This window comes from Acinetobacter sp. ANC 4973, from assembly GCF_002135275.1.
Lineage (GTDB): Bacteria > Pseudomonadota > Gammaproteobacteria > Pseudomonadales > Moraxellaceae > Acinetobacter > Acinetobacter kyonggiensis.
In genome coordinates, this window is sequence record NZ_NEGM01000023.1 from 13,367 (window position 1) to 30,702 (window position 17,336).

Sequence of the window (17,336 nt, forward strand, 5' to 3'; positions counted from 1 at the left end):
AATTGATTACAACTTTTTATTGCCCGAGCTGAAGTTGAATACAAAATGAATAGGCGATTTTGAAATTTCGTTGTAATCAATAAAAATATGCCATCTTTACATTATTCACGGTAAAACAATTTTAATATAAGCAATTGTTTTACCGTTTTTTAAGAATTAAAACATTTTAAACCAATAGATTATTGGATTTTACGACAGGCGTTGACACCGCAGTGAACTGTTTAAAGTCGGAACCAGAAGGTGCTTGATAAATTTTCAATCCAAATTCTGGAATAATTGCAATTAAATGATCAAAGATATCGGATTGTATTGCTTCATAATCCTTCCAGACTGTGGTATTGGTAAAAGCATAAATTTCAAGGGGTAAACCTTCACTCGTGGGTTGCAATTGACGAATGATCAATGATTGATTTTGTGCAATACCTGAATGCTGTTTAAGATAAAATTCGACATATGCACGGAATGTACCTAAATTGGTTAAACGGCGTTGATTGTATAAAGACTGGTTAGACAATTGTTGATTGAAATTTTCAAGCTCATCTTGCTTCGTATCTAAATATTGATCTAATAATAAAAATGCTTTGAGTTTTTTTTGCTCCTCAAGACTCATGAAATGCACACTACTTTGATCAATAAAAATAGAGCGTTTGATACGACGAACCCCTGCATGTGCCATACCACGCCAATTTTTAAATGTATCAGTGACTAATTTATTGGTTGGAATAGTGGTCAATGTTTTATCAAAGTTTTGTACGGTAATGGTATGTAATGACATATCAATGACATCACCATCTGCATTTAAGGATGGCATTTCAATCCAATCGCCAATACGAACCATGTCATAAGATGAAATTTGAACCGATGCAACTAAAGACAAAATGGTATTTTGGAACACGAGCATAAGTACCGCAGCCATTGCTCCAAAGCCTGCAAGTAAGGTAAAAACATCTTTTTTAAGGAATGTACCTAAAATCATTAAGCCACAGACAATAAAAATAATCAGCTTAACCAGTTGTAAATAGCCTTTAATGGGTTTATTTCTAGATTTTGGATTACGTTGATAAAGCAGATTAAAAATACTTAAAAATTCACTAATTGCCAAAGCAATCGTGAGGAAAATAAATGCTTGTGCACCCATTTGAATAAAGGTGATTATTTTTTCTGAAAGGTATGGAACAGTTACGATTCCATTCATAATCACAATAGCAGGGACAATATTGGCAACGCGGCTGATTACACTGTGTTGGGACAAAACTTCATTATTCGCAAATTTCATTTTGGAAATAAGTTTACGAATACCCCGAACCACCACTTGTTTGGCAATAAAATTGGCGAGGACAGCCAGTACAATTAAAAGACTTAAAGAGCTAAGCATTTCTAACCATGGATATTGATTTGACCAATCTTGAATATTCTGTATAAAAGCAAAATGCTCCAAAAGTACACCTTTAACATCGTTATTTAAAAATTCTTTATAGTTTATATAGTTATATTTTAATTGGAGCTAAAGGTAACGTTTTATATACATGAACTCAAACTGAATTAACGACATGAGTATCAAAATTAAGCTATTTTTTTGAATATGGTTTTGAGTGCAACTTATATGAACATAAGTTGCACTTTTTTAATGATTAATGTGTTGAACTTACCACATTAAATCATCAGGAATAACATAGGCAGCATATGGATCTTCTTCATCTGTGGTTTGTTCATTGTTTTCAGAATTATTGACAATAATGAAGCCTTCCATTTTGTCATTGATACGATCTGCTAAGGCTTTTGGTAAAATGGCATAGCCATCACTTTCTTTAGCCACCACCAATGAACCAGAAACGAGTGCATTATAAATTTGTTGATTGAGATAAATCTTTTTGACTTTACTCTCATCAATAAATTGATATGACACTTCGCCATCTATATTACGAATTTTATGCTGATTGATCATTTGGATAATGGCAGCTTTGAGCTCTTTACCTTGCAATAGACGTTTTTTCTCTAAATCTAAGGCTTGGTCTTTTTCAAGTTTCTCTTGCTGATCTTGTGCAATTTTTGCTTTTAATTCAGCTTCATCGCTTTGACCAGTACGTTGCTCATGAACTGCCTGTTTAGACAGTTTTTTAGCCTTTTTATTATCGACTAAACCCGCTTTTAGCAATTGAGCCTGTAATGCATTTTTGACCATAATAAATTCCGAAACTACTCTTGAATACGTCGATAACGAAAATAAATACCCCAATATACGATGCTGAGTATCCAACTTAACAACGCAGGGATAAGGAATGAATTTAATTTTAAATAAGGATAAATCATGCTGGCAACTAGGCCACCCAAGAAAAATCCAAATAAAATGACCAAATGTAGAATAATCCGTCTTCGATCTACATCTAAGCCACGTAAGCGATAGCCTAACGCTAAACCTAAATCAGTCAAAACACCAGATAAATGGGTGGTGCGAATAATTGTGCCTTTGTAATGGCTGACCATCGCATTTTGTACGCCCATTGCTACACATGCCCAAAGTAAGGCATAACGAGGGAAATAGGGTAAGAAAGCCCAACAGAGGACAATAAAAAAAGCCACTAAGCTTAAAGGTAAACCATAACGGCGACCTAAGCTAAAGTGGCTATTTCCAAGAATAAATCCGCTATAAAATGAACCAATCACATAACATAAAACAACACAGGTTAAGTAGATAATGGTGTCTGGTTGCCAGTGAAGCAAAGCCATCGCCAACATGCTGACATTACCCGTCATATGTGAAACGGATTGATGTAATACGGTCACCAATCCAAGGACGTTAATTATTCCTGCATTGACTGCAAGAAAAAAAGTACCTAATTGCACCCAAGGTGGTAAAGTTTGAAAAGGCATAACGTCATAAAAAATACTTAATAATGACTATCTTAATCTAAACCGCGGTCAACAGCAGCAGTAAAAAGCACATCTGTAGAAGAATTTAATGCAGTTTCGGTTGAATCCTGTAGCACACTAATCACCATACCAATGGCAACCACTTGCATAGCAATGTCTGAACTAATGCCAAATAAGCCACAAGCCACAGGAATAAGCAGTAAAGAACCACCTGCAACACCCGATGCACCACATGCTGAAACAGTTGCGATCACAGATAAAATTAACATCGTAGTGAAATCAGTAGCAACCCCCAAGGTATTAACGGTTGCTAAGGTCAGTACAGTGATGGTAACAGCTGCACCTGCCATATTAATGGTTGCACCTAATGGAATAGCCACATTTGCAGTGGATTCATTGACCCCTAAGCGTTTGGCTAAATCCAAGTTGACTGGAATGTTTGCAGCCGAACTACGGGTAAAAAAGGCTGTAATACCACTTTCACGCAGGCATTGAAATACTAAAGGGTATGGATTTTTGCGTGTAACAAATGCCACCATAATTGGGTTGATGACCAATGCGACAAAAAACATTGTCCCAATCAGCACAGCCAATAAGTGAGCATAGCTTTCAAGCGTACTTAAGCCTGCTTCAGCAAATGTGACAGCAACCAGACCAAAAATACCCACAGGAGCAAAATTAATCACTAAACGGATGACATGGTTGACTGCCGTTGCAGCATCAGTCAACACCACTTTGGTGGTGTCACTTGCATGACGAAATGCAGCACCTAAAGCAACAGCCCATGCCAAAATACCAATGAAGTTTGCTTCACTAATGGCAGTCACAGGATTCGCCACAAAGCTTAAAAGTAAATTTTTGAAAATTTTAGTTAAGCTACCGGGTGGTTGTAAATCGGCTTGTGTAGAGATGTCCAGAAACAATGTGCTGGGAAATACAATACTGACAATGACTGAACTAAACGCCGCCAAAAGCATCCCAATAGCATACATCAATATAATTGGTTTGATGTTAGTGCCATGTCCGACTTTAAAATTAGCAATCGAGGATAAAACAAGGACAAAAACCAAAATAGGCGCAACAGATTTAAGTGCTTTAATGAACAAGTCACCCAATAAGCTTAAATATGGAGCAACATTTGGGAACACAACAGCAACGCCAATACCTAAAATAATGGCGATAATAATTCGGGAGACTAAACTCAAACGCATTAAAGCATAAAACATAAGGGTGCCTTGTTAGACATATGAGGACTAAAAAATTTACAAATATGCACAGCATTTTATACCTAAAAGGGGAATTGCTAAAAATTAATTTTTATATAAAAACTAACTGTTTATTTTTAAAGTTGATATTTCTTTTTTTAAAGATTTTTTAAGTCAAATTTCAAAAAATCTTAGAAGATAAATGTGTTAAATGAACAACATTAAATTCATTTTGATAAACCGTAAAATAGGTTTTATCTTCAAAAATGTGCGGGCAATGAGTGTCGTTTGAAAAATGAATGAGGCGGCATTGTTCCGTAAAGCAAATTTTCCTCATATGCTGAATGTTTAGTCATTAACCATATTTTATCATTGAAGAATGTTTCTGTTATTGAAAAACCTCGGGTGAGAGTTGTTGCATTGCTTGGAAATGGGTCAGATAAATTTTTCCACTTAAATGCTTTAATAATTTGGAATGCTGTAATTTATCCATTACAGGCCCCTTAATTTCGGATAAATGTAATTTAATATTCAATTTATTTAATTCAGCATTTACGTCCTCCAACATTTCTACAGCACTTAGATCAATTGAACTAATACTTGAGCAATTAATCACCACATGTTCTAAATCAATATTATGACTGACAGCATTAATTAAAAAACCTTTAAAAATATGGGCATTTAAAAAGTTTAAATTTTCATCAATTCTCATTGAAAGTAATTTAGATGAAGTCAGCACATGATGACGTTGGATATTTCTAAAATGTTGAGTACCTTCAATTAGTCCAATAACCGCAATATGTGGGCGACTAATGCGCCACAATAAAAGTATAAAGGTTGAGACAATACCGATCATTAAACCTGTAGAAATATCAATACAGATCACCCCGAAAAAGGTAATCCACATGGCAATTCCATCTGCTTTTGAATAACGCCACGTTTCGATAAAGGGCTTGAAATCGACTAATTTCCAAATGGAAACAATAATAGTGGCCGCCAGAATTGCTAAGGGCAAATCACGAAAAAAACCTGTGAAATAAAGACTGACCAACACAATCAGAAGCGATGAAAAAACACCGGCCATTGGGGTTTTAGCCCCAGAGTCTGCATTAATAACCGTTCGAGATAAACTGCCTGTGACTGGAAATGCAGAGCTTAAACCTGCACTTAAATTGGCTAGACCTAAAGCGACCAACTCTTGATTGCTATTTAAGTCACTTCTTTGTTGTAAAGCTGTCGCCTGAGCAATTGATAATGATTCGACAAAGCTAATCATGGCAATCATGGCTGCACCCGGTAATAAGGTGATAACCAAATCCATATTCCAGTAGGGCATGCTAAGGGGTGGAAACCCTGAAGGTATTTCCCCCACGGTTTTAATTCCAATGTCTTTTAAGTTTAGAAAATAGACCGCAGCAATTGAAGCCACCACAAGGATTAAAGGCAGTGCTTTTGAAATAAAAGCGGTAGAGCCTATTCTGCTCTGAACGGCATGTGAACTTAATATTTTGGGTATATAAATGAGAAAGCACAAAGACAGCATGCCAAAAATGAAGGTTTCGATATTGCTATAACGGATGTATTGCCAAAAACTGAGTAAAAATTCAGGAATATTGTTGGCTTTTAATGGTACATCGACCAGAAATTTGAATTGTCCTAAAGCGATAAGTAATGCTGAAGCAATAATAAAACTCTTAATGACAGGGTGGCTAATCAATTGAATGAGAAAGCCAAATTTTAACAGACCTAACAATAATGAAATTACACCAACCATAAAAGCTAGTAAACAAGCTGCTTGTATATAGACTGGGGATCCGACTTCAAATAATGGATTTAAAGTCGCAAAGGTCATCATGGAAATAATAGCCACTGGCCCAATAGAAAGTGTAGGGCTGCCACCAACCATGGCATAAATAATCATGGGGAGGATACTGGCATACAGCCCCATTATAGGCGGTAAACCTGCAAGCATGGCATAAGCCATGCCTTGTGGAACCAGCATCGCAATGACAATAAATGCAGAAAGAAGATCCGATTTAAATTTAGCTTGGTTATATTTGCGAAGCCATTGCCAAGCAGGCAATAATGTCATTAAGCGAGAATTTAAATCTGACATATCTAAAGCTAAATCACTATTTTAGATATATTATGCACAAAAAATGCTAAGAAGTCTTAACCCAATAAAATTCTTTCTTTAATTTAATGCTATTTATCGGATTAAATTAGATTTTTAGGGCAATATAATTGATATAACGTATTTAATACTTGCACCAATTTTTCATCTTTAATGGAATAAAAAATTTGTTTACCATCACGACGAGTCGAAACAACATCACTTTTGCGTAACATCATCAACTGTTGAGATAAAGTAGGCTGATTAATTTGTGTTATTTCTTCTATTTGTGAAACATTTAACTCTTGTTTGGCAAGGTGACATAAAATAAGTAAACGATCTGTATTGGCTAATGATTTTAATATGGTGACGACAATATCCACAGAATCATGCATAGAAGCAATTTCAAGATCGGTGTTCATATAATTTCTCATGTTACTTGACACTAATACACGCAGTATAATGCTTCAATAATTGAATACATTAATAAAAAGTCATATTTTCAATTCTTTTTAATGAACATAAATATCAAATATTCTTATATCAATTAAAATAAGGCATTTAATTTAAGATAAATGCCTTATACTGGTGCAAAATATTATGAGCTGATGATTATTTATTGAATTGTTTAAATCCTTTTAATTCTTTTTCAGTAAAGTGCAATGCTGTAATTATTGCTTGACGCATTTCAGAATCATACCAACTAAAAATAGCTGATATTTTTTCTTCAAAATCATCACTAATTACCAGACAATCCTCTTTAACACTCAATAGGCTATTTTGTTTAAGGACAGAAATAAAGCTTTTTAAGGTCGCACTATCAAAATAATAACCAGATTGAATTTTTTGCGTTTGAACGAGTTTTTGTAGTACAGCTTTGCTCATGTTTTCTAACTCTTTGAGCGTCAACGATTGAGCTGGAGCGTATTGTTGCAGTAATGCTGAAATGATGAGCATATTATTCAGGCTAGCACTTGATAAATGTGCTAGTGATAAAAGCTTACTTTGTACGTGTTCATCTAATGTCATTGAAACAGTATTATCTTGAAGAATAATCCAGCCTAAATGTTCCAGACTATTTATAATTGAACCAATTTCATTTTCTAATTCATCTAGATTCCATTTTAAGAAGAACTCTTCTTTAAAATAAGGATACATATTTTTGATGGTGTCAATTAAATAATGACATGAGACTTTTTTATAAGACTGAATCAGCATGGCAACTAATGCTGGAAGAATAAAACAATGCAGGATATTGTTACTAAAATAACTGAGTAAAATTCTTTGGCTTTCGGCAACACGAATCCAGTTTTCATTATTTTGGCTAACAGATTCAACTTGTTTTAACTTGATGGCATATTGAATAATCTCAACAGTAGATAACTCAGTCATCATCATTCTTGGATCATATTTTACGTCATTGAGTAAATAACGATACTGTTCAATTTGCGAGATTAAATCATTTTCGTTTAAAGCATGATTTTCTGTATTTAATAAAATAAGTGAGATTAAGGAAATCGGGTTGACCACAACAGCTTTATTAATGTTTTCTAAAATTGAATTTGCCACTTGGTCTACGGTTTGAATGACGGGTTGTGGCAATTCATCATGAATATTTAATTTAATCTGATCAGCATGATTGGCTGTTAAAACTTGATCGAGAAAAATGGGTTCGCCAAAATTGACATGGACTTGACCAAAGATTTTTTCAATTTTACGTGCTGAACTTAAAATGCCCCAAATCGATTCGGCTTCCTTTGGTTTACCATTCAATTCATTTAAGTAAGACGTACCTTCAATCAACTTTTCATAGCCAAAATAGGTTGGAATAAAAGCAATCGGTTTGGTTGCACCACGTAAATGGCTTTGCACTGTCATCGACAGCATGCCTTTTTTGGGGGGTAAAAGTAGCCCCGTACGTGAACGTCCACCTTCAATAAAGTATTCTAACGGTGTGTTTCGTGATAAAAGACTGTGTAAATATTCTTTAAAAACAGAAGTATATAATTCATTTCCACTAAAGGTTCGACGAATAAAATAAGCGCCAGCACCACGCATGATTTGCCCGACTACAGGTAGATTTAAGTTAATACCTGCTGCAATATGCGGAACCATTAAGCCGCGATTGAAAATCACATAAGAAAGCAGTAAGTAGTCGATATGACTGCGATGACAAGGCGTATAGACAATCTCATAGTCCTTGGCTAATTCTCGAACGGTATCGAAATTATGCACTTCAATACCATCATATAGCTGCGTCCATAACTTGGTGAGCGCAATTTCAGCAAAACGTAAAGTTGAATAGGAAAAATCAGAAACCACTTCAGTTAAATAACCTTTGGCACGATTTTCTGCTTCAAACATACTAATTTTATGGTCAATACTTTCTTTGCGAATTGCATCTTGAACCGTTTCAGTTTTCATTAATTTATTAATGAGATTGCGACGGTCTGATAAGTCGGGGCCTAAAATGGCTTCTTTGTATTTATTAAAATTTGAATTGAGTTCTTTGACAATAGAATGCGCAGGAGAAAAGTTCGGACGCTCAGTTTTGGCTTTTTCAATTGCGGCTTTAAGTGAAATTGGTTTATGAAATTCAATGTAGTTTTCACGACCATATAAGGAAATATTCAAGGCTTGTTTTAATTTGGATGGGGTAGACCAAGCATCAGAAAATAAGGCCTTAAACCAAGAGTCTTCATATTCAGGTGAACGTCCCCATAAAACAGTCACAGGCACAAGTTCAATATCGTATTCAGGATATTTTTCTAAGACTTCAATCATTCGAATCAATTTTGCCGAATAATGGTAAGCCTCACTTTTTGAGCTAGGCATGTTCAATGCCAGTATTGAATCTTCTTCTTGAAATTCTTGAATCATTAAAGGGGCAAAAACAGAAGGTAGTTTTCGTGCTTTGGCTTCGGTGTCGATTAATACCGTGTTACTGAGCGATGAATCTTGCAACACATAGCAGATTAATTTTTTCTCGAATTGGTTTTCTATATTTTTTTCTAATTCGGTGGTGTTGCCTAAGACTTGAGGAGTGACGATCTTATCTAGGAGTTTTTGCGTAAATTGGCGATAGAATCGGCTATAACCCTTATTAGACATCGTATTCCCTAAATTAGTTTTCATTTGAATGATATTGTGTGCAATAACATGAATAAATACAAATATTATTGATGACAAATAAGTCATTTAAGTTGTAACTAGGTAAGAAAATTTGAACGCTGATGATCGACAGTTTTTTTATTTTTAGATTTAAATAAGCCAGTAAAGTTGCATCAAAATTGAATTAGAAAAGCTTATCTTCAATGTATAAATGGCTTATGATGAATCCATGACTTTAAAATCAAAAATCGCTCAATGGAGTTAAAATGAGTACAGATTCTGCTTTTCCAACACCAAAAAATTTAGGTATTGCGGTTTATAGCAATAATGCTGAAGCGATTGGCAACACGCCATTAATTCGGATTAATCGTTCAATTTCGTCACCTGCTACAGTATTGGCTAAAATTGAAAGTCGTAATCCTGCTTTTTCTGTGAAATGCCGTATTGGTGCAGCTTTAATTGCAGACGCTGAAGAAAAAGGGTTACTTAAATCAGGTATGCATATTGTAGAACCAACCAGTGGCAATACGGGGATTGCACTTGCATTTGTTGCTGCTGCAAAAGGTTATGCGATTACTTTAACCATGCCTGCAAGTATGAGTATTGAACGTCGTAAAGTGTTAAAGGCCTTTGGTGCAAACTTGGTGCTGACTGAACCTGCAAAAGGCATGAAAGGTGCTGTCGATGAAGCGGTTCGTTTAGCCACTGAACAACCTGATTTATATTATTTACCGCAACAATTTGAAAACCCAGCCAATCCTAAAATTCATGAGCAAACAACTGGCCCAGAAATTTGGGAAGCGACAGGCGGTAAGGTTGATATTTTAGTTGCTGGCGTAGGTACGGGCGGTACGATTACAGGTATTTCTCGCTATTTTGAGCAAGTAAAAAATCAACCGCTTTATTCAGTTGCAGTTGAACCGGCTGAATCACCAATTATTGGGCAAACCAAACGTGGTGAAGCATTGACTCCTGGGCCACATAAAATTCAAGGCATTGGTGCGAACTTTATTCCTAAAAATCTAGATTTAGATTTAGTCGATGAAGTGATTGCGATTGAGGGTGCTAAAGCCATTGAATGGGCGCGTAAAATAGCAACGCAGGAAGGCATTTTGGTGGGTATTTCAAGTGGTGCGGCAATGGCAGCCGCGGCTGAATTAGCAGCACGCCCTGAAAATGCTGGAAAAACCATTGTGGTGATTTTCCCCGATGCCGGTGAGCGCTATTTGTCTTCTGTATTATTTGAAGATATTTCTGCTGAATAAGCTGTAGTTTTTAGCTCATCGTTCGAATGTTTGACTTAAACCTGAAAAACTCAGCTTTAAGTCAAACCGATTGCATCATTATTTTTATAGTGCTGAGAAATGTGTAATACACATACTAGATTCCTAAATTCACAATGCTCTAAATGTTCAATTATTAAGTTAGACTTTATAAATGTTGACCAGCAATCGAAAAATGTTGCATGCAAAAAGTCTATTTTTGTCTATCGTTATTCATTTATAATATGAATCATCATTTAATTTCGCTGACACAGCATATTCGGAATAAATGGACATTGGAAATTTGTCTAAAAAAGTCGATGATGTATCACCGTTACATATAGAAAATAGTAGGATTTCGATTAGTGTTTGAGCTTGACTGTAAATTACTCAGTGTTTTTTTGTATATTTATAAATATAAAAGTGTTTCGCTTGCAGCTGAATATTTGTCGATGAGTCAACCGACAGTAAGTAACATTCTGAATAAAATCAGACAACATTATAACGATCCTCTTTTTTTAAGGATCGGTAATGAGATGGTTCCAACCGAACTTTCGAAACAACTTTTTCCTTTGGTCAGTGAAGCGCTGAGTAAGGTTGAAATTATTAATAATTTTACCATTAATTTTGACCAATCGACTTCACAGCAGAAATTTACCATTGCCATGACCGATGTATCACATTTGGTTCTATTGCCTAAAATTTCCCAGTATTTAAAAAAACATGCTTCACATATTCGTTTAAATGTTCGTGGTATTACCTCTGAAACCAGTTATCAGATGGCTAATGGTGAAATTGATTTAGCTATTGGCTTTTTGCCAAATTTGGAAAATGGTTTTTATCAACAAAAATTATTTGAACAATATTACGTGGTTATTGCTTCAAAAAACCACCCTCGACTCAACAGTAATAATTTGACGATTGAACAATATTTAAGTGAGTCACATATCGATATTGATGCGGGATTTGGGCATTATCATATTGAAAATGAACTGTTAAATTTAGAATTAAAACGTAATATTTTAATGCGGCTGCCGAGCTATTTAGGGGTCGGATTGGTGGTTCAGGAAACAGATGCCATTGCGACGGTGCCTTATTATTTAAGCGAAGTTTTATTGTCACGTGGTAATTTACAAATTTTTGATGCCCCAATTACCTTTCCAACCTATGCCGTAAAACAATATTGGCATATGTCGTGTCATCATAAAACCAGCCATCAATGGTTGCGCCAGATGTGTTATGAATTATTCAGTCAAATGAATGATTTAGATGGTTCAAACTATGGCATTATTCAGCAATAAGTAAACCATAAGATAGAGTTTAGAGTTTGATTACTTACATCATTTAAATTATCGGGATGGAAAAGTGATTGGTATTTATGCCAATCACTTTTCGATTGAAACAAGGCTTAACCCACGGAAGATATTTTATCTGGTGTCATGAGCGCTTGATTAATATAGAGTTTGATTAAGCGTTCTCGTGAACCAATTGATTTTTGATAATGCGTTGAATTGAGCAATAAAGACGCACCATAAGTCACTGTCCAGACATAAGATAAATAATCGCGAATAGACATAGCGCTATCTAAAGATTTTAGATATTCATCCGTCATGTCTTTAATTTCAATAATCCGTTCTTCTCGTACTTGATATAACTCTTCAAATAATTCTTTTAATTTTTTTTCGTTATTGGTCAAGCGGTCTTCAATGACATGTAATAAAATGGTGCGGTTAGAATTGAGCATGTTGTAAAGCATGTATTGAGAAACATAGGTTTTAATATTGTTTTTATATTTTTTTGAAATTTCTAATAATTTTCTTTCATTTAAAATAATCAGTTCTAAATAAAGCTGATTTTTACTTTTAAAATGCTTATAAATTGTACCCTTGGCAATATCAAGTTCAGAGGCAAGTTCTCCAAGCGTAATATCTTGATTGTTATCTAGCAACAGCGTTTCTGCCATGGCTAAAATTTTCTCTTTACGTAATAGAAAATTTTGTTGGCGTACTGTATTCATTGCAATTGTCCCAAAAAGACATTAAAAAGCGAGGTGACTATATACTATATAAAATAGCAATAAGTATTCCACCATTGTCGAGTATGACTGGCAATTAATATTTTAAATCAATATTTCATTTTGACAAGTTCTATCAACTGCATAGCCATAATTAAAAGTCAATCAATGAGAACTTTAGAGGTCAATAATCATCAATAAAATTCCAATTAAGGAATAATTATTTTATTGTCTTTTTACACTAAAAAATAGATTCACTGAGTAAATGCAAAGAGATGAATATTCTGATCAGGCAGTCTTCCAGTTAGCTATTTAACGGTGAGGTTTGATGATGAATCATTCAATTCAATGTCATTTATAGAAAAGATATTTTATTCAAGCATTATTCGAATGGATATATTCTCAATTTTGAACACATAGGGTTATGTCTTTCAAATTTAGAGTTCATGTTAAACAACAAAATTTAGAAATTAGGATGAAAAAATGATTGTTATTGTCAATGCAGTTCGTACTGCAATGGGTGGTTTTCAAGGATCACTATCTTCATGTACAGCGCCCGACTTAGGTGCTGTTGCCATTAAAGAAGTGGTTGCGCGTTCAGGCTTACAGCCATCGGATATTGATGAAGTGATTTTTGGTTGTGTTCTGCCTGCGGGTTTAAAACAAGGTCCAGCACGTCAAGCCATGCGTCAGGCAGGTTTACCTGATGCTACTGGTGCAACCACCATCAATAAAATTTGTGGTTCAGGTATGAAAGCGGTTATGCAAGCTGCTGATGCGATTAAAGCCGGTTCTGCACAAATTGTAGTTGCAGGGGGCATGGAATCTATGAGTAATGCACCATATTTACTTGAGAAAGCACGTGCAGGTTACCGTATGGGACATGGTAAAATCATAGATCATATGTTCCAAGAAGGCTTAGAAGATGCTGAAACAGGTCTTTCTATGGGCGTACTTGCACAAGACATGGCAGATCAAAAAGGGTATACCCGCGAACAACAAGATAGTTTTGCGATCAGCTCTTTAAATAAAGCAGTGACTGCAATTCATAATGGTTATTTCAAAGCCGAAATTGTTCCTGTAACGGTATCTGGTCGTAAGGGTGATGTCATTGTTGAGCAAGATGAACAACCTCTTAATGCCAAAGCAGATAAAATTCCAACTTTACGTCCAGCTTTCAAAAAAGACGGTACGATTACTGCTGCGAATGCCAGTTCAATCAGTGATGGTGCATCTGCACTGGTTGTAACTTCAAGTGATATTGCAGCTGAACGCGGTCTTGAACCGATTGCAAAAGTTGTCGCTTATGCAAGTAACTCCCAACATCCTTCTGAATTTACTATTGCTCCAGTGGGTGCGATTGAGAAAGTCTTGAAACAGACAGGTTGGACTGCGACGGATGTTGATCTTTGGGAAATTAATGAAGCTTTTGCAATGGTGACGATGGCAGCCATTGATGCCTTCAATTTAGATCCAAGCAAAGTCAATGTGAATGGTGGCGCTTGCTCACTAGGACATCCATTGGGTTCGTCAGGTTCGCGTATTATTGTGACATTAATTCATGCATTAAAACGTACTGGTGGTCAAAAAGGTATTGCAGCATTATGTATTGGCGGTGGTGAAGCAACCGCAATTGCAGTTGAATTGATCTAAAAATTTTCTATTCATAACGTAAATAAGCAACATATTAGATAAGCAATAAATGCCATCGTTTCAGCCTATTGAAATGATGGCAAAATTATATTTATTTTGAGATTTTTTAAATGGAAATAATGTAGAGCCTATTTGCTTAGCCAAAGAGGGCATTGCTCTTATTCTAAGTTTAATGTCCAGCCATGAATGGGGTAAAAGTTTTAGAATATTGTGTATTGGTTGCAGGCTTTTTCTGCTAAATGAATACTGAGGGTTCTGATTGTTTATGCTTTTGTATATTCAGCAATGTGATTTTTGAATAGTGATAATGTAAAAGCCCCACAAATAAGTGCAATGCTGTTCACTGAAGCATTTTTAAATCCTCCCCTTGCGAAACAGTGTTTCTCATCCTTTTCAAAGGAGGGAGTTTCAAGAATATAAAATTATTTTAAATTCTCGATAGTTCCCCTCTTTTTCAAAGAGGGGTTAGGGGAGATTTTTAAATGAGTAATCATTGAATTACTCTTAAGTGAAAAGTATTACTACAAATAAGTGAGGCTTAAGCATTTGATTTTTATGTTAAGCAATAAAGCGCTGAACTGCTTGATTAAACTCATTTGGACATTCAATATTTGAAATATGCGAGGCATTGATTTCAAAGATTTGGGCATGAGGAATACGATCCAACATAAATTGACCATCTGTAAGCGTCGTTACAGGGTCTTGTATACCTGCAACAATCAAGACTGGAACAGTGATGTCCTTGAGTTGTTCACGGAGGTCCGCTTTAGCCAAAGCTTCACAACAATTTGCATAACCTTCTGCGCTGCTAGCTGCGAGGTCGTTACTCAGCGTTTCCACAATTGTTGCTTGGCTTTGGATAAAGGGAAGGGTAAACCAACGTGATGCTGCTGTGGACGCAATGGGTGCTAAACCTTGCTCACGAACCAATGCTGCACGTTCTTGCCAAGCATTTTCTTGACCAATTTTTGCAGCAGTGTTACAGACAATCACATGGTTAAAACGTTGTGGATGATGGATGGCAAGCCATTGACCTGTTAGGCCACCCATGGAAATACCACAAAATGTTGCTTTTTCAATATTTAAATGATCAAGTAAATTCACTACATCTTGACCCAATTGTTCAATGCTATAAGGACCTTGCGGTGCAGTAGATGCACCATGACCCCGTGTGTCATAGCAAATCACAAAGTAATCATTTTTAAAATGATTAAATTGCTGTTGCCACATCCCATAATTAGTACCGAGCGAATTTGAAAAGATGATTGCAGGTTTATTCGCATCACCAAACGTGGCGTAATTAATAGTTGCATCATTTGAAATAAATGTTGGCATAAAATCCCTCCTTGCGAAGCAATAATTCTCACCCTTTAAAAAAGGGAGGGGAAATATCTTAAATAGTTATGATGTGTTAAACCCGTTGAATAATGAGGGCGATACCTTGCCCGACGCCAATACACATTGAACACAAAGCGTATGTTCCGCCCGTGGCTTCAAGTTGGTTCAGTGCTGTGGTGACCAAACGCGCACCCGATGCACCCAGTGGATGACCCAAAGCAATTGCACCCCCATTCGGATTGACCTGTGTCGAACCATTTTTGATGCCTAAATCACGTGTGACGGCCAAAGCCTGTGCGGCAAAGGCTTCATTCAGTTCAATCACGTCCATCTGCTCAAGGGTTAAACCTGTTTGCGCCAAGAGTTTTTTGATTGCTGGTGCCGGTGCAAAGCCCATGATGCGAGGTTCAACACCGACAGACGTTGCAGCAATAATTTTGGCACGTGCTTTTAAGCCGTACTGTGTAATCGCATCATCCGATGCGATTAAAAGCGCGGCTGCACCATCATTGATGCCCGAAGCATTGCCCGCCGTCACTGTACCGTCAGCTTTTACCACAGGTTTCAGCTTGGTTAAGGCTTCTAGTGTGGTGGCACGTGGATGTTCATCCTGAGCAATCACCACAGGCTCGCCTTTACGCTGTGGAATGGATACAGGAATAATTTCTTGTTCAAAGAAACCACGCGCTTGCGCATTGGCGGTACGTTGTTGACTGCTAAGCGCAAACTGATCTTGATCGGCACGATTAATATTGAATTGTGCTGCCACATTCTCAGCGGTTTGCGGCATGGTTTCGACACCATACAGCTCTTTGAGTTTCGGATTGATAAAGCGCCAGCCCATGGTGGTGTCTTCAAGTTTCTGCGCACGACCAAAAGCAGTTTCAGACTTACCCATCACCAAAGGCGCACGGCTCATGCTTTCTACACCACCAGCAATGATTAAATCTGCTTCACCGGCTTTAATGGCACGCGCGGCCATGGCAATCGCATCCAGTGATGAACCACATAAACGATTCACTGTGGTGGCCGGCACTTGATACGGCACACCTGCAAGCAGTGCAGACATACGACCGACATTACGGTTGTCTTCACCGGCTTGGTTGGCACAACCATAAATAATGTCATCCACCAATTCCCAGTTCACCGATGGATTACGTTGCATCAGCGCTTTAATGGGTAATGCACCTAAATCATCGGCACGGATAGCAGCGAGACCACCAGCATAGCGACCAAAGGGAGTACGAATAGCATCGATAATATAAGCATTTTTCATGTTTGATTCTCAGCTCACAGAATTCCCTCTCCTTTGAAGGAGAGGGTTAGGGAGAGGATGCTTTATAAATCCCCTCATCCTAACCTTCTCCCTGAGGGAGAAGGAACTTCCGTTATTAACTTAATAGGTATGATCTCAAGTAATTTGGAACTTCTGGATTTCTAAAAGGTTAAACAGTCACATCAACCAGTTTCGCACCCGTCATCGCCTGCAATTCTGCAAAGCTTAAACCGTCCACTTTTTCAATCACTTGCATACCCTCAGCCGTGACATCAATCACACAGAGGTCGGTATAAATACGATCGACACATTTTAAACCAGTGGCGGGATAAGCCAGTTCGGCGACAATCTTCGGTTCACCTTTTTTAGTGACATGGTCAGTGGTGATAAAGACTTTTTTCGCACCTACTGCTAAGTCCATGGCACCACCCACCGCAGGAATGGCATCTGGTGCACCCGTATGCCAATTGGCTAAGTCACCATTTTCAGCCAC

Annotated in this window: 14 protein-coding genes; 3 read left to right on the top strand and 11 right to left on the bottom strand. The window is 36.8% G+C overall.

All coding sequences use genetic code 11. The annotated features are described in order from the left end of the window. Window positions 1-166: 166 nt before the first annotated feature. From B9T30_RS15525 to plsB, 7 genes are all read right to left on the bottom strand, one after another. Window positions 167-1,438, bottom strand: coding sequence for a mechanosensitive ion channel family protein (locus tag B9T30_RS15525; RefSeq protein WP_086185797.1), 1,272 nt, complete (start codon window positions 1,436-1,438; stop codon window positions 167-169). 207 nt (window positions 1,439-1,645) lie between these two features. Beyond that, entirely contained in the window at window positions 1,646-2,182 is a 537-nt protein-coding gene (locus tag B9T30_RS15530; RefSeq protein WP_086185798.1) for a DUF2058 domain-containing protein, read from the bottom strand. 14 nt (window positions 2,183-2,196) lie between these two features. Then, window positions 2,197-2,871 (bottom strand): YoaK family protein, encoded by a 675-nt coding sequence (locus B9T30_RS15535; protein WP_086185799.1) that lies wholly within the window; start codon window positions 2,869-2,871, stop codon window positions 2,197-2,199. 32 nt (window positions 2,872-2,903) lie between these two features. Then, window positions 2,904-4,097 (bottom strand): serine/threonine transporter SstT, encoded by a 1,194-nt coding sequence (gene sstT, locus B9T30_RS15540; protein WP_086185800.1) that lies wholly within the window; start codon window positions 4,095-4,097, stop codon window positions 2,904-2,906. Between the two features lie 367 nt (window positions 4,098-4,464). Further along, window positions 4,465-6,192: a SulP family inorganic anion transporter gene (locus tag B9T30_RS15545; RefSeq protein WP_086185801.1), complete on the bottom strand. Its 1,728-nt coding sequence runs from the start codon at window positions 6,190-6,192 to the stop codon at window positions 4,465-4,467. A gap of 101 nt (window positions 6,193-6,293) precedes the next feature. Continuing rightward, window positions 6,294-6,611 (bottom strand): ArsR/SmtB family transcription factor, encoded by a 318-nt coding sequence (locus B9T30_RS15550; RefSeq protein ID WP_086185802.1) that lies wholly within the window; start codon window positions 6,609-6,611, stop codon window positions 6,294-6,296. 190 nt (window positions 6,612-6,801) lie between these two features. Next, the gene (gene plsB / locus B9T30_RS15555; protein WP_086185803.1) at window positions 6,802-9,300 is read right to left on the bottom strand and encodes a glycerol-3-phosphate 1-O-acyltransferase PlsB; all 2,499 of its coding nucleotides are present in this window, start codon (window positions 9,298-9,300) and stop codon (window positions 6,802-6,804) included. Between the two features lie 266 nt (window positions 9,301-9,566). On the opposite strand from plsB, the gene cysK reads away from it, so the two are divergent. Next, entirely contained in the window at window positions 9,567-10,565 is a 999-nt protein-coding gene (gene cysK / locus B9T30_RS15560; protein ID WP_086185804.1) for a cysteine synthase A, read from the top strand. A gap of 362 nt (window positions 10,566-10,927) precedes the next feature. After that, entirely contained in the window at window positions 10,928-11,863 is a 936-nt protein-coding gene (locus tag B9T30_RS15565; protein WP_086185805.1) for a LysR family transcriptional regulator, read from the top strand. Between the two features lie 107 nt (window positions 11,864-11,970). On the opposite strand, the gene B9T30_RS15570 is transcribed toward B9T30_RS15565, so the two are convergent. After that, window positions 11,971-12,579: a TetR/AcrR family transcriptional regulator gene (locus tag B9T30_RS15570; RefSeq protein WP_004649124.1), complete on the bottom strand. Its 609-nt coding sequence runs from the start codon at window positions 12,577-12,579 to the stop codon at window positions 11,971-11,973. A gap of 480 nt (window positions 12,580-13,059) precedes the next feature. Here B9T30_RS15570 and B9T30_RS15575 point away from each other — a divergent pair, with 480 nt between their 5' ends. Next, a complete protein-coding gene (locus B9T30_RS15575; RefSeq protein WP_086185806.1) occupies window positions 13,060-14,229 on the top strand; it encodes a thiolase family protein in 1,170 nt (389 codons plus the stop codon). Between the two features lie 558 nt (window positions 14,230-14,787). On the opposite strand, the gene pcaD is transcribed toward B9T30_RS15575, so the two are convergent. From pcaD to B9T30_RS15590, 3 genes are all read right to left on the bottom strand, one after another. Further along, complete coding sequence (gene pcaD, locus B9T30_RS15580; RefSeq protein WP_086185807.1) at window positions 14,788-15,564, bottom strand: 3-oxoadipate enol-lactonase; 777 nt, start codon at window positions 15,562-15,564, stop codon at window positions 14,788-14,790. 76 nt (window positions 15,565-15,640) lie between these two features. After that, entirely contained in the window at window positions 15,641-16,843 is a 1,203-nt protein-coding gene (pcaF, locus tag B9T30_RS15585; RefSeq protein ID WP_086185808.1) for a 3-oxoadipyl-CoA thiolase, read from the bottom strand. A 169-nt stretch (window positions 16,844-17,012) separates the two neighbouring features. Beyond that, window positions 17,013-17,336, bottom strand: a 324-nt coding sequence (locus B9T30_RS15590; protein WP_319830020.1) for a CoA-transferase, incomplete at its 5' end; no start/stop codon positions are given.

Coding starts and splice junctions, on each gene's coding strand:
- B9T30_RS15530 (WP_086185798.1), bottom strand. CDS start 2,182: ATGGTCAAAAATGCATTACAGGCTCAATTGCTAAAAGCGGGTTTAGTC.
- B9T30_RS15535 (WP_086185799.1), bottom strand. CDS start 2,871: ATGCCTTTTCAAACTTTACCACCTTGGGTGCAATTAGGTACTTTTTTT.
- sstT (WP_086185800.1), bottom strand. CDS start 4,097: ATGTTTTATGCTTTAATGCGTTTGAGTTTAGTCTCCCGAATTATTATC.
- B9T30_RS15545 (WP_086185801.1), bottom strand. CDS start 6,192: ATGTCAGATTTAAATTCTCGCTTAATGACATTATTGCCTGCTTGGCAA.
- B9T30_RS15550 (WP_086185802.1), bottom strand. CDS start 6,611: ATGAACACCGATCTTGAAATTGCTTCTATGCATGATTCTGTGGATATT.
- plsB (WP_086185803.1), bottom strand. CDS start 9,300: ATGTCTAATAAGGGTTATAGCCGATTCTATCGCCAATTTACGCAAAAA.
- cysK (WP_086185804.1), top strand. CDS start 9,567: ATGAGTACAGATTCTGCTTTTCCAACACCAAAAAATTTAGGTATTGCG.
- B9T30_RS15570 (WP_004649124.1), bottom strand. CDS start 12,579: ATGAATACAGTACGCCAACAAAATTTTCTATTACGTAAAGAGAAAATT.
- B9T30_RS15575 (WP_086185806.1), top strand. CDS start 13,060: ATGATTGTTATTGTCAATGCAGTTCGTACTGCAATGGGTGGTTTTCAA.
- pcaD (WP_086185807.1), bottom strand. CDS start 15,564: ATGCCAACATTTATTTCAAATGATGCAACTATTAATTACGCCACGTTT.
- pcaF (WP_086185808.1), bottom strand. CDS start 16,843: ATGAAAAATGCTTATATTATCGATGCTATTCGTACTCCCTTTGGTCGC.